Below are 22596 nucleotides of genomic sequence, written 5' to 3'. Positions count from 1 at the left end.
CATTTACCAAATAACAGGAATTGAGACAGGTGTCTGACCTCGAACGTGGTACGATATGGGCGAACAGAGAGGAAGTGTATTCAATGACGCTATTCTTTTTAGGGATACTCGTTGGATGTTTGATTGCTTTGTGGCTACATAAGCGTCAACGGCCACATCCACAGACGCTTTCGTTCATGCATTTCGGGAACCAAACGAAAGATGTCATCTATATTTTTGAAACGAAACCAACGTGGCGTTTTCGGTATATCAGTCCTTCTTTAGATTTATATCTAGGGGAAGGGACCGTCATGCGTAGTTATTCGAATGCGCAGGAATGTTTCCGCAGAATCCATCCGGACGATCGACGATTGTTGCTAGACAAAGTATTGGGGCGCGTCGACTATGAAGAAGCAATTCTTCAGCGGTGGCGGACGAATGAAGGCACCTATGTATGGTTTGAAGAGTATACGACCCCAATCTATGAGAACGGTGAGATTGTGGCGGTGCAAGGTGTGATTCGGAACATCGAGGAGGCCATGACCGAGCGTGAGCGTCTTCTGTATGAAAGTCGTCATGACAGTTTGACAGGTGTCTTCAATCGTCGGGCGTTTGAAGAGACAATCGGTCAAGCTGAGGGGATGAGAAACGTCGGAATCATCGTCATCGACGTGAATGACTTGAAAGTCGTGAACGATCAAAAAGGACACTCTGCCGGTGACTGTTTGTTGAAGCGTGTCGGTAACCTCCTTCAAACCATCGAGTCCTCTGTCTATCGGATTGGAGGAGACGAGTTTGTCTTGTTTCTTCAGATGATGTCAAAAGAGGCATGCGAGAAGATGGTTCATGAGATTGAAACGACATGCCGGGAAGAGGAAATCTCAGTGGCCATCGGATTGGCTTGGGCATCTCATCCAGAATCAATCGAAGTACTCTGGCAAGAAGCAGATGACGCAATGTATGAACAAAAGCAGCAACAAAAAAGAGATCTTCTTGACGTTTAGTTCAAGAAAATCTCTTTTTCGTTAACTACTCGCTTCCTCTACTTCAGGTGATTCTTCACCTAAGTTATTGAGATAACGTTCATATCGCGCGAGTCCATAACGATAAGATGCCCAAATCAGAAGGGTCGTCACGGCAATGAGCCCAATCGTCAATGGAGCGAACCATCCGGAAACAATTCCATCCGCGTAGGCAAGTCCAATTGGTGAAAAGACGAGATAGACGAAAATCATCGAAGCGACAAGCAAGATTGAAGTCGATAACGCGTGACGCCATGGTTTGACTCGTCCGAGCTCGATTCGAATCGGATTCGCTTGGAGCATCGGTCGTACGCGAGCGAAGATGAGCATGATGGCCGTCTCGACGACGAAGAGGATACCGTAAATATGGATGAAGTTAATCCCGATTTCCACACCGAACCATTGGTCTGTTCCCCACACGAGGAAATAGTAAGCGATGACGTGGAAGAAAACGACGGTCTTCGCGGCAATCGGGGGAACTCGTTTGACGAGCATACCGATCAAGACGATGACAAGAATCGGAATGTTAAAGAAGCCTGTAAAACGTCGAATCAAATCCCATAGCCCATCTGGTGCATACATGAGATTCGGGGCGACAAAGAAAGAGACGAGCGCCACGAACGTGCCAAACCATTTGCTGACGCGAATCAAATCTTGGTCAGAGGCATTCGGCTTGAACTTCGGTTTATAAATATCGAGGACGAACAGCGTCGCGATACTATTTAACAGTGAGTTAAATGAACTGAACACGGCACCGAGTAAGACGGCAAGGAAAAAGCCCATGAGCCACATTGGAAGTAGCTCGGCAATCAAGCTCGGATACGCTAAATCGGCTTTCTCGACGTTCGATCCATACAAATGGAAGGCGATGACGCCAGGCAAGAGCATAAAAATGGGAACAAGTAGTTTTAAATAACCCGTAAAAAGTACTCCTTTTTGTCCCTCTGCCAAGTTTTTTGCGCCGAGAGCGCGTTGAATCACGTATTGATTGAGTGCCCAGTAGAACAAGTTCGCAAAAATCATCCCCGTGAAAATAGACAGGAACGGAACCGAGTCATTGGCTGAACCGATGGCGTTCAACTTTTCGGGATTTGTTGTTGCAATCGTCTTCATCCCGTCCAACAGATTCCCGTCACCTAGTGCGAGGAAGCCAAGCGTCGGAACGAGGAAGCCGATGATGATGAGACCAATCCCGTTTAGCGTGTCGGAAACGGCGACCGCGCGAAGCCCGCCGAAGATGGCGTAAATCGCCCCGATGATTCCGATGAACCAGACGACAATCCAAAGAGACTGTTCAAAACTGATGCCGAGAAGGGTAGGTACGTCGAATAGTTGGAGGACGGCCAATCCACCTGAGTACAGCATAGACGGAATCGTCACGCACATATAGCCGAGTAAAAACAGCAGGACGGTCAATCGACGAACGTCCTCGTCATAGCGTTGACTTAAAAATTCAGGGATGGTCGAGATCCCGATACCAAGAAAACGCGGTAGTAAAAAGAGCGCCATGATGATGGCAGCAATTCCAGCTGTGACTTCCCAAGCCATTGCCGACATGTTGCCGGCGAACGATTGACCGTTTAACCCGATCAATTGTTCAGCAGACAAGTTGGTCAAGAGGAGCGAACCTGCGATGAAGACGCCCGTCAATCCGCGACCGGCCAAGAAATAATCATCGGCACTTTCGACTTTTCCTCGCGTCATGCGATATGAGACGTAGGCGACGAGTGCCATGAACAAAGCACCAGTCACGAGTATGTAGAGTACTTGCTGAATCGTCATAGAATCCCCTCACTTCTTACTTATGTTATATAATCTATTTGTAGAAAATACCCTAAAGTGTAAGAAAGTAGTCCTCTTATCTTGATAGAATGATAAAAAGTCATGGGCTAGGCATAAATTAATAAAGTTCTCAATGTGATCGATTAGAAATTCAATAGGGCGAATCGGTGGGAGGAATCTCTTTGAGGAAATGGATGATTGGAATATTATCTGTTGCAGTGGTAGCAGGTTATGTCATGTTTAGCGAAATCCTGAAAGAAGGAAACACGAGTGATTTGGCTGTGACCGAAAGCTTCCGACACATAGACGATTTAGCTACACGCTCGCCGGTCGTCATCGTCGGCAAAGTCAGCAGTCACCCGAGATCTTTTGAATATCATTCGGTTACTTTCTTTGAATCAGATATTCACGTGCAGCGTGTCTATCGAGACGTGAGTCATGAACTCAAGCAAACCGATACGATCCCCCTCTTACAAAACGATATGGAAGAAGACCCGCTCGTCAGACGAGGAGAAAACGTTCTCCTGTATTTACAAAAATACGAGGGACCCGTGATTGAGCACGCGTATCGAATTGTCGGTCTACAACAAGGACATTTCAAAGTGAATCGGGCGGGGACATTGACTTCGGTAGGAGAATCCAATCTTTATCAAGAAAGCGGACGAAGTGCTGACTTGAGTAAACTAGAGGCATTATTGAAAGACAATCCTTATATGGCAGAACAAAACGACGTGATGACGGATGAAGACATTGAAGCTTTCAACGAGACCCAAGAACGTCTGTTAGAGGAATCTCAATGATATAACGAGTGAAAGCGGCGCTGACGAAATCAGCACCGCTTTTTCGTGTGAACTTTTATAAATGTCATAAAAACTGAAGCATGGATGTCGCGACCGTGAAATAGATGATGAGCCCTAAATTGTCCATCAGCGTCGTAATGAACGGTCCGGAGGCGACAGCAGGGTCTAACTTCAGGCGATTGATAAGAAGCGGGACAATCGTACCGATCATCGTGGCGACACTGAGTGCTGCAAAGATGGAGACCCCGACAATGAAGCCGATGAGCATGTTGTCATAAAGAATCGTGATGACCCCGAAGATGACAATCATACAAGCAATCCCTAAGATAATGCCCGTTCCGAGTTCGCGTCGAATCATCTTCATAACGTTCTTACGATTGATCGTGCCAAGCGCAATCGAACGAACAGCAACGACGAGTGACTGGGTGGCTGCGTTCCCGGCAGACCCCATGACAAGTGGCATGAAGACGGCGAGGAGCACAATCGTTTCAAGCGTGTCTTCGAAGCCACCGATTGTCGAGGCCGTGATCATCCCGAGAAACATGAGGCTGACAATCCATGGAGCACGTTTTTTCGCCGCCTCGAACGGACTCATGTTGATATCGGATGATCCCTTCGTCGCGGAAAGTTCTTCAAAGTCTTCCGTCGTTTCGCGCTCGATCACGTCTAACACATCATCGACCGTGATGATGCCGAGTAGCTTTTGCTGGTCGTCAATGACAGGAAGGGCCAATAAATCATACTTTTGGACAATCCGAGCCAAGTCTTCCTGGTCGGTCATGACGTTTGCTGAGATGACGCGGAAGCCCATGATGTCTTCGATTTTCGCCTCGAGCGGCGCGACAATCAAATCACGTAAGGAGACGACACCAACCAGTTGGTGTGCTTGGTCGACCACATATAAGTAATAAATCGTCTCAGCGTCTGGTCCGAGTTCACGCAACTCTTCTAAAGTCAGTCCGACCGTCTTGTTCGCTTGAAGGACGACGAACTCGGTCGTCATGAGCGCCCCGGCCGTCTCTTCCGGATATTGCATCAAATCTTTGACTTCTTGTTCCTCGATATCGTCCATCTGCTCGAATAGTGTGTCCATGAACGCATCGGGTAGCTCCCGCATCAAATCAGCGGCGTTATCTGAATACATCTCATTTAGAATCCGGACAGCATACGGCTGAGGCGTTTCTTGGATGAATGAACACTGTTCATCTAACGTCAGTTTTTCAAAAAGGTCAGTAAATATTTCAGGTGAGATTGTTCGATATACGAACGCACGCTCATGTTGATCGAGTTCGATAAAATGATCGGCCTGTTCACCGGGGTGGAGGGAGAGGAAGAGGTCTTGAAAATCGACCGGGTCTCCTTTTTGAATCAATGTGCGAAGTGCCGCTTCATGTTCGTTGTATTCCATTTCTTCTATTTTCATTTGCTCACATCCTGATCTTTCGCATTTTTCAGCTTACTCTACAAGTTTCAAAAAAAGTTTTTCATGTTTTTTAGGAGGATTGTATTCATCATCCATACATCTCATTTCCCCTTGTCACGACTTCGATTTTTCATGCATTGTTTGTTCATTCACAAAGGTGAAGTTTTATACATAGCCATGTGGAATCACTAACAGGTGAACTGCCGGATTAGACATTCGTAAATTTGGTAAAGTGATAAGGTAAGGGTAGTCACACACCCGAATCACAAGGAGGAAGCGAGATGATCTCAATGACGAATCAACCGATTTCACAAGATACGACGCTGAAACATCCGATTCATGTGTATTCAGAAATTGGAGAATTAAAAACGGTATTACTGAAACGACCGGGAAGGGAATTAGAAAACCTCACCCCGGAATATTTAGAGCGCCTCTTGTTCGATGATATTCCCCATTTGCCGGTCATTCAAAAAGAGCACGACTATTTTGCGAGTGCGCTCCAAAATCGCGGTGTGGAAGTCCTTTATCTCGAAAAATTAATGGCTGAGACATTGTCGCTCCCTGGTGTGCGCGAAAAGTTTGTCGCGGATATCTTATCGGAGTCTAAATCAAATATCAACGGCTCTTATGAAACGTTAAAAGAATATTTACTGGATTTTGATAATGAGATGTTGATTGAAACGGTGATGGCCGGTATCCGAAAATCGGAGATCAAGCCGGAGAAACGCCGACATTTACACGAAATGATTGAAGATACGTACCCCTTCTTTTTAGATCCTATGCCAAACCTCTATTTCACACGAGATCCGGCCGCCGCAATCGGTCATGGTCTCTCCATCAACCGAATGAAAGAACCGGCACGTCGCCGTGAATCACTCTTCACGCAATATATTATGCGCTATCACCCACGCTTTGCGAAACATGATGTTCCGATTTGGTCAGACCGCGACTATCGATTTGCGATGGAGGGCGGGGACGAGCTTGTCTTATCGAAAGAAGTCGTCGCCATCGGCATCTCTGAACGAACGACCGCGCAAGGAATCGAGCGCGTCGCTCTCAATTTGCTCAAACATGGAGACAGCTTCAAAAAAGTAATTGCCATCGAAATTCCAAAATCACGCGCCTTCATGCATCTCGATACCGTCTTTACGATGGTCGACCATGATAAATTCACCATCCATCCGTTCATTCAAGGACCGGAAGGAAAGATGAATATTTTCGAACTTTCATTGAGTGCAGAAGGTGAATTGCAGATCACGCAGCACACCGATTTGTTGAAAGTGTTAAAAGACGTCCTCGGCTTACAGGAAGCGACGTTGATTCCTTGTGGAGGCGGCGACCCGATCGCAGCGGCGCGCGAACAGTGGAACGATGGATCGAATACGCTCGCCATCGCACCGGGTGTCGTGGTCACATATGACCGGAACTACGTCTCAAATGAACTGCTTCGTAAAGAAGGCGTCGAAGTGATTGAAATCATGTCGAGTGAACTATCGCGCGGACGTGGAGGTCCACGTTGCATGAGTTGTCCGATTATCCGCCAAGACATCTAAATGTGATAAGGAGGAAGCAGTATGTCTACAACGTTCAATTTTGATTTGAAAGGTCGTCACTTTTTATCGTTAAACGAGTTTTCTGGTGAAGAAATCAATTATTTGATCGATTTGTCTGCTGCATTCAAACGTCAAAAGAAACAAGGCATCCCACATCGGATTTGTGAAGGCAAAAACATTGCCTTACTCTTTGAAAAACCATCGACGCGGACGCGTTGTGCGTTCACGGTCGCTGCCATCGACTTGGGGATGCATCCTGAGTATTTAGGCAAAAATGATATCCAGTTCGGGAAGAAAGAGTCGGTGCGCGATACGGCCATTGTCCTCGGGCGCATGTTTGACGGTATTCAATTCCGCGGTTTCGCCCACGAGACGGTCGAAGGTCTCGCGAAAGATGCAGGGGTGCCGGTTTGGAACGGATTGACCGACCTCTATCATCCGACACAAATCTTGGCCGACTTCTTGACGGTGAAAGAACAAAAAGGAGAATTGGCCGGAATCAAATTCGTGTACGTCGGCGACGGCCGGAACAACATGGGGAACACGCTATTGATCGGTGGCGCAAAAGTAGGGATGGATATGCGGATTTGCGCACCGAAATCACTTTGGCCATCTGACGAAATCGTCAATTATGCGAAATCGGTTGCTGCTGAAACAGGCGCCGTCATCACGTTGACGGAGAGCATTGAAGAAGCGATGGACAAGGCAGACGTCGTCTACACGGATGTATGGGTGTCGATGGGCGAAGAGGCGGCTTTCGCAGAACGGATCGAACTGTTGCGACCATATCAAGTGAACATGGATATGCTTCAAAAGAGCGGCAACCCGGACATCATGTTTTTACACTGCCTCCCTGCCTTCCACGACTTAGAGACAGAGGTCGGTCGGGTGATTCATGAACAGTACGGATTGACGGAAATGGAAGTGACTGATGAGGTGTTCCGCAGTCGTCACTCGTTCGTATTTGATGAAGCGGAAAACCGGATGCATACGATTAAGGCGGTAATGGCGGCAACGCTCACGGAGACACGCGAATGGCTTGAACGTTGACGGGGAGGGGGACTTCCCCTCCCGTTTCAAAATAAGCGAAAGGGATGAGTAGAATGTCTACGAAGTTGGAGCATGACTCAGGTGGTTCGGCTGGAGTACATCCTGACAAGCAAGACAAGCGATTAGGTCTCGGAGCGTTGACGGCACTTGTCGTCGGATCGATGATTGGCGGTGGCGCCTTCAACTTGGCCGCCGATTTAGCGCAAGGCGCGAACGCGGGTGCCATTCTCATCGGGTGGGTCATCACCGGAATCGGGATCATCGCACTCGGTCTCAGTTTTCAAAACTTGACGATGCGTCGCCCTGATTTGGACGGTGGTGTCTATAGCTATGCCCGTGCCGGTTTCGGTTCGTTCGTCGGATTCAACTCGGCCTGGGGATACTGGTTATCTGCCTGGCTCGGAAACGTGGCGTATGCCACACTGCTGTTCAGTTCGGTCGGCTATTTCTTCCCGATTTTTGAAGGGGGACAAAATATTGCCTCCATCGTCGGAGCCTCCATCATGCTGTGGCTCGTACACACGCTCATTCTTCGTGGGGTGCATGAGGCTTCGATGATCAACATCGTCACCACGATTGCCAAGCTCGTTCCGATTTTTGCATTCATTACGATTACGTTGTTCTTCTTCAATCTCGAAAACTTCACCTTCGATTTTTGGGGACAAGGCGGCTTCTCATGGGGAAGTGTTCGCGACCAGGTCGTCTCGACGATGCTCGTCACGCTGTGGGTATTCATCGGTGTCGAGGGGGCAGTCGTTCTCTCGGGTCGTGCTCGGAAGCGTTCTGACGTCGGAAAGGCAACTGTCATCGGGTTACTCGGTACACTCGTCATCTATCTGCTCATCTCTGTCATGTCGCTCGGTCTCATGACACCGGAAAACGTAGCGAACGCCTCGCAACCTGCGATGGCTTACTTGCTCGAGTCGGCAGTCGGACCTTGGGGCGCGATGCTCATCAACGGTGGACTCGTCATTTCTGTACTCGGGGCATGGCTCGGTTGGACGCTTCTCGCGGCGGAGATTCCGTTCGTTGCTGCAAAAGACGGCGTGTTCCCGAAATGGTTCACGAAAGAGAATAAAAATCAGGCACCTGTCAACGCACTTTGGTTAACAAACGGGTTGATCCAGCTCTTCCTCTTCACCTTCTTGATTTCAGATGCTGCCTATAATTTTGCGTTCTCCCTCGCTTCCAGTGCCATTTTGATCCCGTATGTGTTCTCGGCATTTTACCAAGTGAAGGTATCGAAAAATGGAATCGGTTATAGCGCCGGTGAACGGAGAACACGCGACTTGACGATCGGATTGGTCGCTTCCATTTACGGATTGTGGCTCATCTATGCGGCAGGAATCGATTATTTACTGCTCACGACCCTTCTATACGCACCAGGAACACTTCTTTACATGAAAGCGCAACGTGAAAATGGCATCAAGTCACTCAACAAAACGGAATGGTTGGTCGCAGGAGTGTTGACCGCACTCGCCATTTTCGCAGTCGTACGCATACTATCTGGTAATATCTCAGTCATCTGATCGGGGGTATCGATATGGAGAAAAAACGTGTGGTCATCGCCCTAGGCGGAAATGCGATTCAACAAGGTAAAGATGCGACAGCGGAAGCACAAATGCGAGCGGTCGAGGCGACGGCAGAATCTCTCGCAGCACTGATTGCAGAAGGGATCGACGTCATCATCACACACGGGAACGGTCCGCAAGTCGGAAATTTAATGTTACAACAAGCCGCATCAGACAGTCCGGCTACGCCGGCGATGCCCCTTGATGTATGTGGTGCGATGACGCAAGGAATGATTGGATACTGGTTTGAAAATGCGCTGACGAAAGCACTGCGTGCGCGCGGTCTTGAACGAGATGTGGCTTCGCTCGTCACACGAAGCGTGGTCGATCCGAATGATAGTGCGTTTCATCATCCATCGAAACCGATCGGTCCGTTTTATACGGAAGAAGAGGCACTTCATCTCGAACGGACGACGGGTTACGTCTTCAAAGAAGATGCAGGTCGTGGATACCGTCGTGTCGTCCCGAGCCCAGTCCCGATGAAAATCGCGGAACACGCCGTCATCCGAACGCTCGTTGAAGCGGGGCATATCGTCGTCGCTTCCGGTGGCGGTGGTATTCCGGTCATGGAGACGACTGAAGGGTATGTCGGAATCGAGGCGGTCATCGATAAAGACTTTGCGGCTGCGAAACTCGCGGACCTCGTCAACGCAGACGTATTGCTCATCCTGACTGCGGTCGAACATGTGTATGTCAACTTCGGGAAGCCAGATGAGACGGCGCTCCAAGAGACCTCAAAGGAACAGATGGAGACGTATATCGCCGAAGGACAGTTCGCTCCGGGTAGCATGTTACCAAAAGTAAGAGCGGCACTACAGTTCGCAGAATCCGGCACGAACCGGATCGCCATCATCACGTCACTCGACCAGGCGCTAGCTGCCATTTATGGGGATGCCGGAACACGCGTCCGTTTGGCTCCATCCCTCCAACAATAAGAATGTGTCGCAAACGTGAAACGTTTGCGACTTTTTGTTTTCTGTCCCGATTCAAGGGGAAGGAATGTTGTATGCCAAAAATGAGATTGCTATCATATTCAGTGTAAACGTTTGCACTAATTTCAGGAAGGAAGTGACGGAGAGCGGAAACGCTCGAGTTTATGCGCCTATTCGAAGAAAATCATGTATATCAGTCGTGGATGAGACCGAAAGCAAGAGAAGAGGCAATCGTGCAAGGAAGCTGTTATCGTTTTACCGTATTGACGAGTCAGTTAATTCGGATGGAGTATGCAGAAGACGGGATTTTTGAAGACCGTGCCACCCAAGTGGCGTGGAATCGAGAATTTGACGTTCCACAGTTCCGAGTGATCGAAGACGAGGCAGAGCTCCAAATCATCACGGAACACGTTCACTTATACTATACGAAAGGACCGTTCGCACCGAACACGCTCTATGTGGACGTGAAAGGGAACTTCAGTACGTATTACAGCCGCTACATGTTCAACGGTCCCGAGCGGACGCTGAAAGGAACGGCGCGGACGCTCGACCATGTGGACGGGGCGACGGAATTAGAAGAAGGAATTCTCTCCAAACAAGGATATGCGATCATTGATGATTCGTCCTCGTTTTTGATGACGGATGACCGCTTCGTCGAGCCGAGACGAAAAGGGATTCATGACATTTACTACTTCGGATATGGTCATGACTATAAACAGGCACTTCGAGACTTTTACACGTTGACGGGGCCGACGCCGATGCTTCCTCGTAAAGCGCTCGGAAACTGGTGGAGCCGCTATTGGCGATACGACGAAAAAGAGTATAAGGCGTTGATGCGCCGCTTCAAATCCGAAGACGTCCCGTTCTCGGTCAGCGTCATCGATATGGACTGGCACGTGACAGACATCCCGGAAGAGTATGGGAGTGGCTGGACGGGCTATTCGTGGAATAAAAACTTATTCCCTGAACCGAAGCGATTCCTCAAATGGTTAAAAGACGAAGGGATGATGGTGACGTTGAACCTGCACCCCGCCGACGGGGTCCGTGCGTTTGAAGACCAGTATGCGGCGATGGCTGAGGCGATGGGCGTCGATCCGGAATCGGGTGACCGAATCCCTTTCGATTTTTCGGACAAGCGATTCATTCAAGCGTATTTCGAACAGATGCATCACCCGCATGAAGCAGACGGCGTTGATTTTTGGTGGATCGACTGGCAACAAGGGTCGACGTCGAAGATGGAAGGACTCGATCCGTTATGGATGTTGAATCATTATCACGCCATCGACATCGCTCGTGACGGCAAACGCCCCCTCATTTTTTCTCGTTACGCAGGACCAGGGAGCCACCGTTACCCGGTCGGCTTCTCAGGGGACACGATCATCTCGTGGGCATCGCTCGCATTCCAGCCGTATTTCACGGCAACAGCGACGAACATTGGTTATGGATGGTGGAGTCATGACATCGGAGGGCATCATCGTGGTAAAAAAGACGATGAGCTCGCGGCGCGTTGGGTCGCATACGGAGTGTTCAGTCCAATCATGCGTCTCCACTCGACGTTCAGCACGTTCAACGGAAAAGAGCCTTGGCGTTTCGGAATCGAAGCCGAACAGTCGATGAAGCGATTCTTACGCCTGCGTCATCAGCTCATCCCTTATTTGTATACGATGAACTATCGGAACCATGCCGAAGCATTGCCACTCGTGTTACCGATGTATATCGAACATCCCGATGATGAAGCGGCTTATCAGGTGCCGAATCAGTTTTATTTTGGAAGTGAACTCATCGTCTCCCCGATTGTCAAACCGATGGACCGACAGCTTCATGTCGCGGGGGCGAACGTGTGGTTGCCGAAAGGGGAATGGTTCGATTTCTTTACAGGACATCGTTATGAAGGCGACAAGTCGATTCGTGTGTTCCGTGGACTCGAAGGGCAACCGGTCTTCGCCAAAGCGGGTGCCATCATTCCAATGATGCCGCATGAACCGCATGCGAACGAAACGGGGAACCCGAGCGAGCTAGAAGTACTCGTCTTTCCAGGTGCCTCGAATACGTTCACGATGTACGAAGATGACGGGGAAAGCCGGGATTATGAGATGGGGGCGTCGCTCGAAACGACGTTCACGCTCGACTGGGAAGCGCGTACGCTTCACATCGAGACGTCAGGTGATTTGACACTCGTCCCGGCGAATCGAACGTTGACGATTCTAGTCCGTGGGGTCGTCGGAGAAGGGGACTATGATGCGGAGACGCAGACGTTACACATCCCACTCGGTGAATGGAAACAGGAGCAGACCGTGACGCTGCCGGTCGATGTGACACAAAACGCACATCGACTCGACCGTCTCTATCGCTTCTTAGATCGCGCTGAAATCGCTTATGACTTAAAAGATCGTTTATATCAGATGGCGACCACGAAGACACGTCTCGAGGCATGGTTGTTTGACCTCCATGCGTTAGAGCTCGATCGTGATTTACAGGACGCCCTATTGGAACTGATGTTGGACTAAAAAGGGAGGGAGACCCCCTTTTGTCATGTCAGAAAACTGTCGGATTTAGAAAGCGCTTTCAATAAAAATCCCACTATACTGAAGATAGAAGAATAGAAATGAGGGGATGAACATGCGACACATGTGGACGATTGACGATTTACGGCAGTTGACGCTGTTTGCGACATGTCCAAGTCGAGCACTTGAACAGTTGATTCCGCACGTCTATTGCCGGACGTATCGGAAAGGACAACTGTTGTTCATGGAAGGGGATCCGCGCGAGCGTGTGTATTTCTTGATGAACGGTTATATCAAACTCGAGCGGATGAACGAGAATGCGACCCATCATTACGCTGATTACGTGAAACCGAAACAATTTTTCCCATACAACGGTTTATTCACAGGAGAAGACTATCGTCATACGGCTGAAGCGGTGACGGATATTGAGGTCATCTACATCCCGACAGATCGCTTTGAGCGGTTCGTGTCCACGCAGTCGAGCATGCTGCTCTATATCATTGGCCAGATGAATCGTATTCTTGATTTGCATGAGCGACGTGTCCAAGAAATCATCACGCCGAGTGCGAAAGAGCGTGTCATCAATACGCTCCATTTCTTGATTGAAGATTTAGGGGAACCGGACGAACAAGGTGTCCGTGTCCGGTGCCCATTCACCGCAATCGAACTTTCTCGTCTGTCCGGTACGTCCCGGGAGACGGTTTCGACGATTTTAGCGAAGCTTCGAAAAGAAGATGTGCTTCGCATCGACGCCCATCAACTTGTCATCGGTCACCCCGAATATTTTGAACAAGACATCGACTGACGCCACTCGGATGAGGGCGTCTTTTACATGTTCGTACGAGCGGGGCGTTCGCTTCAAAACGTGGCATATTGTATAATTAGTGATGAATCTCACAAAGCAATGGAATTGTAAATAGAGAAAGGATGAATGCAGTGAAACGACTGCAAGCCCTTGCTTTCGCCGAAAGGGGTCACATCATCGGACTCGTGTTATCCGCGGTCATGATTGGACTATCGATTTTGGCGCAAGCGTATTTAATCGTCGACATCGTCGACCGAATCTTTTTAAAGGATGAATCATTCGAAGCCATCCTTCCGGCTTTACTATGGCTCATCGTTGCCTTATTGGCACGAGCGCTTTTTGGATACGTGTCGGGACGCATCGGTGCGAGTTTATCCGAAAAGGCGAAACAGACGTTACGCCTTCAATTGTTGGATCGGTACGCCACGAGTCCGGTCGAGTCGTCTTTGACAGGACAATCGGGTAAAAAGGTCAGTGTGTTCATGGATGCTGTTGACGAGGTGGACGCTTACTTCAGTCAATATTGGCCGCAAGTCATCCAAACGTCGATCATCCCGCTCCTCATTTTGGTCGTCGTCTTCAGTCAACACTGGATTTCAGGAGTCATCATGATGGTCACTGCACCGTTCATTCCGCTGTTCTTCATCATCATCGGGATTGCGACTCAGAAAAAATCAGAAGAACAGATGGAGAAGATGAATCAGTTTTCCGGTAAGTTTTTAGATGTCTTACAAGGATTGACGACGCTCAAGCTTTACAATCGCACGGAGCAAGAAGCGAAGGCGATTGAGAAGAGTAGTCTCGACTTTCGGGATGCGACGATGGTCGTTTTGAAGACGGCGTTCTTATCAGGACTTATGCTCGAGTTCATCTCGATGCTCAGTACCGGAGTCGTCGCGTTAGAAGTCGCCTTACAGATGGTCGTGTGGCAAAACCTCACGTTCTTCTCTGGCTTTTTGATTCTCGTGTTAGCGCCAGAGTATTATTTGGCGATTAAAGATTTAGGAAGTGCCTTCCATACGGGACGTGGAAGTATGGGGGCGGCCGACCGAATCTTTGAGGTATTAGACGCCCCCGATGACCGCATCGAATGGGGAACGAAGTCACTTGGTTCACGAACACCAAACCTTGAACTCGAAGACGTCTCCTTCGAATATGCAGGCGGACGCTTTGCGCTTAAACCGTTGAGCGGTAGGATTCCGTCCGGCACTCACCTGGCCTTGGTCGGTGCGAGTGGTTCCGGGAAGACGACAGTACTGAATGTCATCTCCGGACTGCTACAGGTGAAATCGGGACGTGTCCTCGTGGATGGTGAACCTCTTCAGTCGTTTGACGAGTCTGCCTGGTACGGAAATATTGCCTATATCTCACAAAACCCTTATCTATTCGCCGGCACACTTGCCGATAACATCGCCTTAGGCGAAGAGGCCGATGAGCTCACGTTACGGGAAGCAGCCGATGCGGCAGGACTGTCTGAGGTGATCGATCAATTACCGAACGGGATCTGGACGGAGCTTGGAGAAGGTGGATTTGGTCTATCGGGTGGAGAACGACAACGTCTCGCACTCGCCCGTGCCTTCTTTAAACGACCTGGTATCCTCTTATTCGATGAGCCGACGACCGGTCTCGATTTGAAGACCGAACAGATTGTGAGACGTTCGATTGCTGAGTTGTCGAAAGAGGCAACGTTGATCACGGTGGCTCATCGCCTGCATACAATCAAAGAGGCGGATACCATCTGGTTTATGCAGGACGGGCAACGGATTGCCGAAGGAACACATGACGCGTTGCTCGCCGTCCCGGAGTATGCGGAACTGTTTGCGCTTCAGAAAGGGGTGAGCCGATGAACTCGCTTTGGACGATTACAAAATGGATGATGCGCGAGAAGAGAGATATCCTTCTCTCCATCTTCTTTGGATATGCAGCCGGGATTGCGGCGGTCGCCCTGTTTGCAGCAAGCGGATACCTCGTCTCACGGGCGGGGCTCGTCCCACCTTTGTATGCGCTCATGGTACCCGTCGTTCTCATCAAACTGTTCGGGGTCATTCGGGCAGGAAGTCGTTATCGGGAGCGCCTCGCGTCACACCGGGCGACGTTTACGATATTAAGCGAGCTACGTGTCCGCTTTTATCGACAACTTGAACCACTCGTCCCCTCGATTTTTGCGAAATATCGGAGTGGGGATTTGCTTGCACGCGTCGTCGGAGATGTCGAGAGTCTGCAAAACTATTTTCTCCGCGTATTCTATCCACCGATCATACTCGTGCTCGTGTTCTTGAGTACGATCTTCTTTGTGACGTTCTTCTCGTTCGCGGTCAGTCTATGGATCTTACTCGGTGTGCTCGTCACTGGATTTTTGATCCCACTCGGATTTGCTCGAATTCGCGCTCGTCATGACGAGACGATTCGTGCATTGCGCGGGGATGTATCGATTCAGTTGACCGAGATGATGTACGGATATCGAGATTTAAAACTACATCATCAACTCGCTCGTACGAAGCAAGCCGTCTATGCGCGTAGCGAACGCTACATGGAAGCGGAGCGGAAAGATACGACGAACCAATTTTTCAACTCCGCGCTCGTCGTCGCCGCCTCTTTACTCGTTTCATGGGGCGTCTTGGCAATCGGTGCCTATCAAGTCGTAGATGGAGATTTGAACGGGCTCTTCTTGGCGATGCTTATCATGATGTCGCTCACAGCGTTTGAGAACACGACACCGATGGCTGTATTCCCGGGACACTTTGCAGACAGCAAACAAGCCGCTGATCGATTGTTTGAAGTGATGGAGCCGAGCGAAACGATTGAGGCGCTCGAAGCGAAACGTCAGGATGTGACGTTCACGGCATCGCCATCCATCTCATTTGAGCATGTTCGCTATCGCTATCCGGATACGTATCGGGACGTGATTGACGATGTGTCGTTACACATCCCGAGTGGTTCTAAGACGGTCATCGTCGGACCGAGCGGCTCCGGGAAGTCGACGTTGCTCCAACTGTTGTTGGCATTTGTCCGGACAGAAGACGGGACGATCCGACTCGATCAAGACAACTTGAATGACATGAAACAGACTTCGATCTGGCAACATGCGAGTGTCGTCTTGCAAGACAATCACTTCTTTTACGGGACCGTACGGGAGAACCTGGCACTAGCCGGTGACTTTACCGATGAGGAGATGCTTGTGGCGCTCGAACGTGTCCGTTTATCGTTTTCACTCGATGAGCCGGTCCTTGAAAAAGGGGCGAACTTGTCAGGTGGAGAACGTCAACGGTTAGCGATTGCACGAGCCCTTCTCAAAAACGGACTGATCTGGTTGCTCGATGAGCCTACTTCAGCGCTTGATGCTGGGACGGAAGCGCACGTCTTTTCTGAACTAGTGAATCAGGCCGGGGCAGGGACGCTCATCCTTGTTAGTCACCGCTTGACGGGACTCGAAGCCTTCGACCAAATCATCGTGATGGAAGCCGGACGAATCGTTGAAATTGGATCATATGAAGAATTGATGATGAAATGTGGTATGTTCTACGAATTGAAACAAATCGAACAAGAAGTGTTCGCATAACAAAAAGACGAGCAGCCCCGTCGGTGGGCTGCTCGTCTTGTTTTTGGCAAATATGGGTGCAACAAATGGGGGTTGTCGCAGCAATGCTTTCAAAAAGAGTGTCGTGGAGGGGAATCCACGTGACGTGATGTGTTTGGGGAACGTGCACGTCAAGCTTTTAGGAAGCTACATCTAGAGTATAGTTGATAACGATTCTCATTGTCAACGAGAATAACGAAAAAAATATCCATACGTGCTAACACGTATGGATGGGGTCTCGAATCAGTTCGAGGGGACTCCTTTTTGAACCGTGAATCGAATGAGACTGAACAAGTATCTCGTGAAGAAGAGCGCGAACGCGTAAAATAGCGCGATGAACGGTGATTGGAGGTCGATCCCAGGAATGTTCATCAAAAACTCTAAGACGAGAATCGATAGCAAGAATACGTAAAGAGCAGCGTCTAAATAAAGTGGCATGAGACGACCCCGCTGATGCCAAAACGTACGGATTAGTGGTGCGACGGTCATTCCGATAATCCGTTCAGCAAAACCGATACTAAGTACGGCAATCAAGAAAGATGGGACGGTGTTAAATGCCACTAAATCTGAGAACACGAGTCCTGAAATGAGTAAGAGTGGGCCGATGACGATCATCATCGAGAGCGACGTACGGAAGAAAATCCATAAGTTTTGTTGAATCGAACGAATTCCCCCGAGTGCCGATTGTTGAAGCGTCTTCCCACGTTTATAGTCAATCGCGAACGAGCTGATAAACATAATTCCAAACAAAGATAACAAAACTGACATGAACGATGTTTCCCCTTTTCTGAATAAATCCTGATGTACCAATCTGAACCAAAGTCTAGCCTAGTTTAACGATTCGTTTCGAGAAAGTAAAGCGAGAAAACATGCTCAAGTGTGAAGTGTTCAATCCTTTAAGAAGCGAGGATGAATCGATTTCGTCCAGACTCTTTTGCGTGATATAACGCTTCGTCTGCGTGCTTCAACACACTATCGATTTCAATATCGTTCGAATGGCAGGCTCCCAGCGAAACGGTGATGTGTAGCGTACCTGCGCTCGTTTCAAATGGAAACGACGAAACCTTTTCTCGGATAGATTCTGCGAGACGAGACACTTCATCCCGCGTAGCGTGAGGCATGACGATTAAAAATTCTTCTCCACCGAAGCGACCGACCAAATGCCGCTCTTCACTTTCGTTGACGAGAAGCATACCGAGTTCACGTAACACGTCATCGCCGACGTCGTGCCCGTACGTGTCATTCACCCGCTTGAAGTGATCAATATCGACTAAGATTAACGCATATTCTTCTGCCTCGACCGTCAAGTTAGCCATCGCTTCATTCAATAAACGACGGTTGGCAATTCCGGTGAGCGCATCAGTGCGCGCAAGCTGTTGTTGATGTTGGACGTTCTCAAAGTGACGGCGTAATTCGAGCAATAACCGATAGGCGGCACAAGCTCCACCATAAGACATTAACGTGTAGACGATTAAGACGGGATAGAACAAGTTTAGTGGAAGCGCAGCATAAATCGCTGCTCCAAAGATGGCAATGCTGATTGTAGTGAACACGAGCAAAGTTGGCCGAGTATTATCCATGCGTTTCCGTAAAAGACCTGTTAAGACGACTAACGTAACTATTGTGGCGATGGCTAGATAGAGACCGAGCATGCTACCGTCTGTAAAGAACAAAACTAGGGAACGACCGATTAATAATATGATACCTGCGACAGCACCACTCACCCATCCCCCGAACAGAACGGCAAGCAAAACGGGAATATTACGTAGGTCGATGAGTATCCCCTCGAGCGGTAAGGCATTCACTAAAAGGAGGATGGCAATCAATCCGGTCTGTACCCCAAGTAAGATCCTTCCCTTGAGAGGAGACTGTGGTGTCAGACGAGGGCGATTACGGAACGGTAAAAAGGAAATCGTGAAGAGCGTGAACAAGATACACAGATTGATAAAGAATGCATTGACGATTGTGAGCATCGAAGCTCCCCCTTATCCTGTATGGAAATATTTAGTTATAGTATAAATCATCTTGTCGAAAACAGGTAGGATTAACCTGCGAACGAAATGAGAAGTACTTTTGGTTAGAATTCAAGCGCAACCCCAATCATCCCTTTTCGGTTTAACAGACATGTTTCAACTTTTAGAACTTTCGTTATCGAAAATCGAAAGTTTGGTATGATAAGAGAAAAGGAGGACTGTCCGTGCGTTACTGGGATCATTTTAAACGAGCGTTTATTCCGATTGCGCTCATTTTGATTGGATTAGCGATCTTTTATACTTTATCGGCTAGAGATAACATGGTGTTGACGCTTTTAGGGGCTGCGATTGTAGGAGTCATCTTATTTTTAGTGATGCGTCATGTGAACCAAGTCGAAGAAGACTAAAACGAGAACACATTTTGTGGTTCTCGTTTTTTGTTGTCTTGCGACTTTTTTGGGTACACTACAAAGTAAGGAGGGATTTTTTATGGCAAAAGCTACATTTGCGGGAGGCTGTTTTTGGTGCATGGTCAAACCGTTTCATAAATATGAGGGGGTCGAACGTGTCATTTCCGGATACACGGGTGGACACGTCGACAATCCGACGTATCAACAAGTTTGTTCAGAGACGACGGGGCATTTAGAGGCGGTTGAGATCACGTTCGATCCTGAGGTCATCTCGTATGAGGAGTTGCTCCGCATCTATTGGCGTCAAATCGACCCGACAGACGGTGGAGGACAATTCAATGACCGAGGCGAATCGTATCGTCCGGCCATCTTCTATCATTCAGAAGAACAACGGGACGCAGCTGAGCGCTCGAAACAAGAAGTGGAAGACTCAGGACGGTTTGACCGACCGATTGAAGTCGACATTCGCCCTGCGAAAACGTTCTGGGAAGCGGAAGATTACCATCAGGACTACTATAAAAAGAATCCGTTCCGCTACGAGATGTACCGGGTCGGGTCTGGTCGTGCGAAATTCATTAAAGAAGCTTGGAGTGATCGGAAGAAGCAACAGGCACTCCGTGAACGTTTGACGCCGATGCAATATAAAGTCACGCAAGAAAACGGAACAGAGCCGCCGTTTAAAAATGAATACTGGGACGAAGAACGTGAAGGATTGTACGTCGACATCGTCGATGGGACACCACTGTTCACATCTCACGATAAGTTCCAGTCAAACTGTGGATGGCCGAGCTTCTCACGTCCAATCGAAGAGAAACGAGTCGACTTGAACATGGACACGACGCACCACATGGTACGGACGGAAGTCCGTTCAAAACAAGGTGACAGTCACCTCGGTCACGTCTTTGATGATGGACCGAAAGAACTCGGTGGTTTACGCTATTGCATCAACTCGGCCGCTCTCCGATTCATTCCTGTAGAAGAGCTTGAAGAAGCTGGGTACGGGGAATATAAACACTTATTCAACAAGTGAAGGGGAGAGTCGTATGTTCACAGCCGTCAAACAACAAATTCGGTGCGAAACGATTGGGACCGTCCTTGATTTTTACGACCAGTCGATTCGACATCTTTCGGAAGAAGCGAGACAAGAGAAGTACGCCAAAATGAGTTCGAGCCCGTTCTCGTTCTTTCGAGGGAGCTCACACTTGTTCTATTACGACTTTGCGAAAGTTCCCATCGCCTTTGACACAGGTCCCGACCATCCGACATTCATTCAAGGAGACTTGCACTTTGAAAATTTCGGTGTGTTCGAGGACGGGGCTGGTACGATCATTTATGACGTAAACGACTTTGACGAGGCGTATATCGGTTCCTATCTGTTCGACTTGTTGCGGATGGCGGTCTCTGTCGATTTGTTCGCGGCTGAATCGGGGTTTGACGGTAAAGCAGCCATTGAGGCATTTGCACGCTCGTATGCGGAGGCGATTGAGAAGCATGCGAAAGGGAAAAGTGAACATATTCAATTTACAAAAGAGAATACGTGTAAAGCCGTGAAGAAAGTCATAAAAAAAGCGGAGAAGAAGAAAGACGAATTTATGTCCGAACGAACGGAAGTACGGGACGAGGAACGTTATTTTTCAACAAGTGACGATTTGCTTGCCGTTTCGCCTGAAGTACGAGACAAAATCGAGGCGGGCTGGGGAGATTATTTATCTTCCTTGTCGGATGAGCATCGACATCACGCCGATCATTATGAAATCAAAGATATCGCCATCAAGCTACAAAGCGGTACGGCCTCCATCGGTCTAGAGCGTTATTACATTTTGATTGAAGGGGCCGATCAAGAGCACGATGAAGATGTCATTTTAGAGATGAAACAGGCACAGTCGGCTGTCCCATCGCTGTTTCTGCCGACGCATCCGCTATTTGAGAATGGATTGTCACACCAAGGGGCGCGTGTCGTTGCCGCGCAGCGGGCAATGGTTCATAGTCGTGACCCTTATCTCGGTTATTTGACGATTGATGGGAAAGAGTACTATGTCAGGCAGCGTTCGCCGTACAAACGAAAAGTGAAGGCAAAGCATATGAAAGACGAGACGTCACTCATTGAGACGTTGAAGGTGCAAGCACAAATCACAGCGAAAATTCACGCACGGGCCGATGCAACGTCTAACGTGCTAGATTATACGGCGAGTGAACGAATTACGGCGGCCATCGGGGACTCTCCGTCCCTGTTTATTCGACAGTTATCGAGATGGGCTGATTTTTATGCAAATCAAGTTCGTTTTGATTATGACGCCTTTTTAAATTGGGTCGAGTCAAGGAATCGTTGAGGACACTTGCGAATCGAAGGGGAAATCCTGCACAATGGAAGCGTAAAGGATGTGTAAGGATCATGATTACAGAACAACAAGTCATCGCCCAGATGCGTCAGGTGATGACACAAATTGAGTCGTCGACGGGCGAAGTACAAAAGCGTCATTTGGCCAAGTTGATGGGCTTTTGCGAACTACTGCTAGCGGAGACGTCTGAAGGGAAACCTGTCAGCGCGCCACAAATGACGACACCGGCGAGTGAGGGAAAACCTCCGCTTGATCGTCAGATGGCCGCTTTCCTCGGGATTCCCATGGAAGAAGACGAACAACCGAAATCCGATTCATTGCTCGATTTTTGAACCACATGTGATACACATGTGGTTTTTTTGTGGATTCACATTCATTGACTTAAATACCATAGGGGGTATAATAAATATAAGAAATGAAAAGCAAATGGAGGCGTGAATATGTTGGATTTTCTTTTTGTGGCGGTCGTCATTGGAATCGTGTATGTTTGGTGGAGTCGCCGAAACAATGTGAAAACGGTCTCAACGGATGACTTGAAGCGTAGAATCGCAGAAGAGCGGAACATTCAATTGTTGGATGTACGTGAACCGCATGAATACCGCGGGGGACACATTAAACAAGCGAAAAACGTCCCACTTTCTGGTTTCGGGAACGCACAAGCGAAATATCCGAAAGAAAAGGAGCGTCCTGTCTACGTGATCTGTCAAAGTGGCATGCGTAGCCAACGCGCTGCTGCGATGCTCAAGAGTGCCGGATATACCGATGTCTATTCTGTAAAAGGCGGAATGAACTTCTGGCGTGGATAATAGATTGCGACTGAACGAATCGGTTCAGTCGTTTTTTTGTCACCACGTTTTCTCTTTTGCATTTTCGGGG

19 protein-coding genes are annotated in these 22596 nt (G+C 48.8%); 15 read left to right on the top strand and 4 right to left on the bottom strand.

Annotation, left to right across the window (positions count from 1 at the left end; all coding sequences use genetic code 11):
• Positions 1-83: 83 nt before the first annotated feature.
• The gene (locus PQI28_RS08080) at positions 84-983 is read left to right on the top strand and encodes a GGDEF domain-containing protein (protein ID WP_214785033.1); all 900 of its coding nucleotides are present in this window, start codon (positions 84-86) and stop codon (positions 981-983) included.
• A 21-nt stretch (positions 984-1004) separates the two neighbouring features.
• On the opposite strand, the gene PQI28_RS08075 is transcribed toward PQI28_RS08080, so the two are convergent.
• A complete protein-coding gene (locus PQI28_RS08075; RefSeq protein WP_214785032.1) occupies positions 1005-2783 on the bottom strand; it encodes a solute:sodium symporter family transporter in 1779 nt (592 codons plus the stop codon).
• 182 nt (positions 2784-2965) lie between these two features.
• Between PQI28_RS08075 and PQI28_RS08070 the strand changes: the two genes are divergently transcribed.
• A complete protein-coding gene (locus tag PQI28_RS08070; RefSeq protein WP_339962944.1) occupies positions 2966-3583 on the top strand; it encodes a hypothetical protein in 618 nt (205 codons plus the stop codon).
• Positions 3584-3647: 64 nt separating this feature from the next.
• On the opposite strand, the gene mgtE is transcribed toward PQI28_RS08070, so the two are convergent.
• Positions 3648-5006, bottom strand: a complete 1359-nt coding sequence (gene mgtE, locus PQI28_RS08065; protein WP_339962943.1) for a magnesium transporter — start codon at positions 5004-5006, stop codon at positions 3648-3650.
• A gap of 323 nt (positions 5007-5329) precedes the next feature.
• Here mgtE and arcA point away from each other — a divergent pair, with 323 nt between their 5' ends.
• The 8 genes from arcA (at position 5330) to cydC (ending at position 16980) form a co-directional block, all read left to right on the top strand.
• Positions 5330-6559, top strand: coding sequence for an arginine deiminase (gene arcA / locus PQI28_RS08060; RefSeq protein WP_214785213.1), 1230 nt, complete (start codon positions 5330-5332; stop codon positions 6557-6559).
• 21 nt (positions 6560-6580) lie between these two features.
• Positions 6581-7609 carry an ornithine carbamoyltransferase gene (gene argF, locus PQI28_RS08055; protein WP_339962942.1) on the top strand — a complete coding sequence of 343 codons (1029 nt, stop codon included), beginning with the start codon at positions 6581-6583 and terminating at the stop codon, positions 7607-7609.
• Positions 7610-7662: 53 nt separating this feature from the next.
• Positions 7663-9138 (top strand): arginine-ornithine antiporter, encoded by a 1476-nt coding sequence (gene arcD, locus PQI28_RS08050; protein ID WP_214786036.1) that lies wholly within the window; start codon positions 7663-7665, stop codon positions 9136-9138.
• Positions 9139-9152: 14 nt separating this feature from the next.
• On the top strand, positions 9153-10115 hold the full coding sequence (arcC, locus tag PQI28_RS08045; RefSeq protein ID WP_214785021.1) for a carbamate kinase: 963 nt from the start codon (positions 9153-9155) through the stop codon (positions 10113-10115).
• Positions 10116-10276: 161 nt separating this feature from the next.
• Positions 10277-12619 carry a glycoside hydrolase family 31 protein gene (locus PQI28_RS08040; RefSeq protein ID WP_445236754.1) on the top strand — a complete coding sequence of 781 codons (2343 nt, stop codon included), beginning with the start codon at positions 10277-10279 and terminating at the stop codon, positions 12617-12619.
• 112 nt (positions 12620-12731) lie between these two features.
• Positions 12732-13421, top strand: a complete 690-nt coding sequence (locus tag PQI28_RS08035) for a Crp/Fnr family transcriptional regulator (RefSeq protein WP_224862479.1) — start codon at positions 12732-12734, stop codon at positions 13419-13421.
• A gap of 122 nt (positions 13422-13543) precedes the next feature.
• Positions 13544-15268 carry a thiol reductant ABC exporter subunit CydD gene (cydD, locus tag PQI28_RS08030; RefSeq protein ID WP_339962940.1) on the top strand — a complete coding sequence of 575 codons (1725 nt, stop codon included), beginning with the start codon at positions 13544-13546 and terminating at the stop codon, positions 15266-15268.
• The gene (gene cydC / locus PQI28_RS08025) at positions 15265-16980 is read left to right on the top strand and encodes a thiol reductant ABC exporter subunit CydC (RefSeq protein WP_339962939.1); all 1716 of its coding nucleotides are present in this window, start codon (positions 15265-15267) and stop codon (positions 16978-16980) included. Before cydD ends, cydC begins: the two co-directional genes overlap by 4 nt.
• A gap of 261 nt (positions 16981-17241) precedes the next feature.
• Here the strand turns inward: cydC and PQI28_RS08020 are convergent, their stop codons facing one another.
• Both PQI28_RS08020 and PQI28_RS08015 read right to left on the bottom strand, forming a co-directional pair.
• Positions 17242-17766: a hypothetical protein gene (locus tag PQI28_RS08020; protein ID WP_271305676.1), complete on the bottom strand. Its 525-nt coding sequence runs from the start codon at positions 17764-17766 to the stop codon at positions 17242-17244.
• Positions 17767-17894: 128 nt separating this feature from the next.
• Complete coding sequence (locus PQI28_RS08015; protein ID WP_274665549.1) at positions 17895-18971, bottom strand: diguanylate cyclase; 1077 nt, start codon at positions 18969-18971, stop codon at positions 17895-17897.
• Between the two features lie 224 nt (positions 18972-19195).
• On the opposite strand from PQI28_RS08015, the gene PQI28_RS08010 reads away from it, so the two are divergent.
• The 5 genes from PQI28_RS08010 to PQI28_RS07990 all read left to right on the top strand — a co-directional run bounded on the left by PQI28_RS08010 (position 19196) and on the right by PQI28_RS07990 (position 22526).
• Entirely contained in the window at positions 19196-19378 is a 183-nt protein-coding gene (locus tag PQI28_RS08010) for a hypothetical protein (protein ID WP_031422036.1), read from the top strand.
• Positions 19379-19460: 82 nt separating this feature from the next.
• Positions 19461-20411, top strand: a complete 951-nt coding sequence (gene msrA / locus PQI28_RS08005; RefSeq protein WP_214744801.1) for a peptide-methionine (S)-S-oxide reductase MsrA — start codon at positions 19461-19463, stop codon at positions 20409-20411.
• Positions 20412-20424: 13 nt separating this feature from the next.
• Entirely contained in the window at positions 20425-21711 is a 1287-nt protein-coding gene (locus PQI28_RS08000) for a DUF2252 domain-containing protein (protein ID WP_339962938.1), read from the top strand.
• A 62-nt stretch (positions 21712-21773) separates the two neighbouring features.
• Positions 21774-22052, top strand: a complete 279-nt coding sequence (locus tag PQI28_RS07995; protein WP_214784983.1) for a DUF5327 family protein — start codon at positions 21774-21776, stop codon at positions 22050-22052.
• A 108-nt stretch (positions 22053-22160) separates the two neighbouring features.
• Positions 22161-22526: a rhodanese-like domain-containing protein gene (locus PQI28_RS07990; RefSeq protein WP_339962937.1), complete on the top strand. Its 366-nt coding sequence runs from the start codon at positions 22161-22163 to the stop codon at positions 22524-22526.
• The last annotated feature ends 70 nt before the right edge of the window (positions 22527-22596 follow it).

Source organism: Exiguobacterium sp. USCH10, from assembly GCF_037619445.1.
In the GTDB taxonomy this organism is placed as follows: Bacteria; Bacillota; Bacilli; order Exiguobacteriales; family Exiguobacteriaceae; genus Exiguobacterium; species Exiguobacterium aestuarii_A.
Note: the sequence above shows the minus strand (reverse complement) of the source record. Positions and strands in the feature narration are given on the sequence as shown.

Bases quoted from the DNA above. Each gene is read 5' to 3' on its own strand.
- PQI28_RS08000 (WP_339962938.1), top strand. From the start codon at position 20,425: ATGTTCACAGCCGTCAAACAACAAATTCGGTGCGAAACGATTGGGACC.
- PQI28_RS08040 (WP_445236754.1), top strand. From the start codon at position 10,277: ATGCGCCTATTCGAAGAAAATCATGTATATCAGTCGTGGATGAGACCG.
- argF (WP_339962942.1), top strand. From the start codon at position 6,581: ATGTCTACAACGTTCAATTTTGATTTGAAAGGTCGTCACTTTTTATCG.
- PQI28_RS08020 (WP_271305676.1), bottom strand. From the start codon at position 17,766: ATGTCAGTTTTGTTATCTTTGTTTGGAATTATGTTTATCAGCTCGTTC.
- PQI28_RS07990 (WP_339962937.1), top strand. From the start codon at position 22,161: ATGTTGGATTTTCTTTTTGTGGCGGTCGTCATTGGAATCGTGTATGTT.
- cydC (WP_339962939.1), top strand. From the start codon at position 15,265: ATGAACTCGCTTTGGACGATTACAAAATGGATGATGCGCGAGAAGAGA.
- PQI28_RS08075 (WP_214785032.1), bottom strand. From the start codon at position 2,783: ATGACGATTCAGCAAGTACTCTACATACTCGTGACTGGTGCTTTGTTC.
- mgtE (WP_339962943.1), bottom strand. From the start codon at position 5,006: ATGAAAATAGAAGAAATGGAATACAACGAACATGAAGCGGCACTTCGC.
- PQI28_RS08080 (WP_214785033.1), top strand. From the start codon at position 84: ATGACGCTATTCTTTTTAGGGATACTCGTTGGATGTTTGATTGCTTTG.
- arcD (WP_214786036.1), top strand. From the start codon at position 7,663: ATGTCTACGAAGTTGGAGCATGACTCAGGTGGTTCGGCTGGAGTACAT.
- cydD (WP_339962940.1), top strand. From the start codon at position 13,544: ATGAATGCAGTGAAACGACTGCAAGCCCTTGCTTTCGCCGAAAGGGGT.
- arcC (WP_214785021.1), top strand. From the start codon at position 9,153: ATGGAGAAAAAACGTGTGGTCATCGCCCTAGGCGGAAATGCGATTCAA.
- msrA (WP_214744801.1), top strand. From the start codon at position 19,461: ATGGCAAAAGCTACATTTGCGGGAGGCTGTTTTTGGTGCATGGTCAAA.
- PQI28_RS07995 (WP_214784983.1), top strand. From the start codon at position 21,774: ATGATTACAGAACAACAAGTCATCGCCCAGATGCGTCAGGTGATGACA.
- PQI28_RS08035 (WP_224862479.1), top strand. From the start codon at position 12,732: ATGCGACACATGTGGACGATTGACGATTTACGGCAGTTGACGCTGTTT.
- PQI28_RS08015 (WP_274665549.1), bottom strand. From the start codon at position 18,971: ATGCTCACAATCGTCAATGCATTCTTTATCAATCTGTGTATCTTGTTC.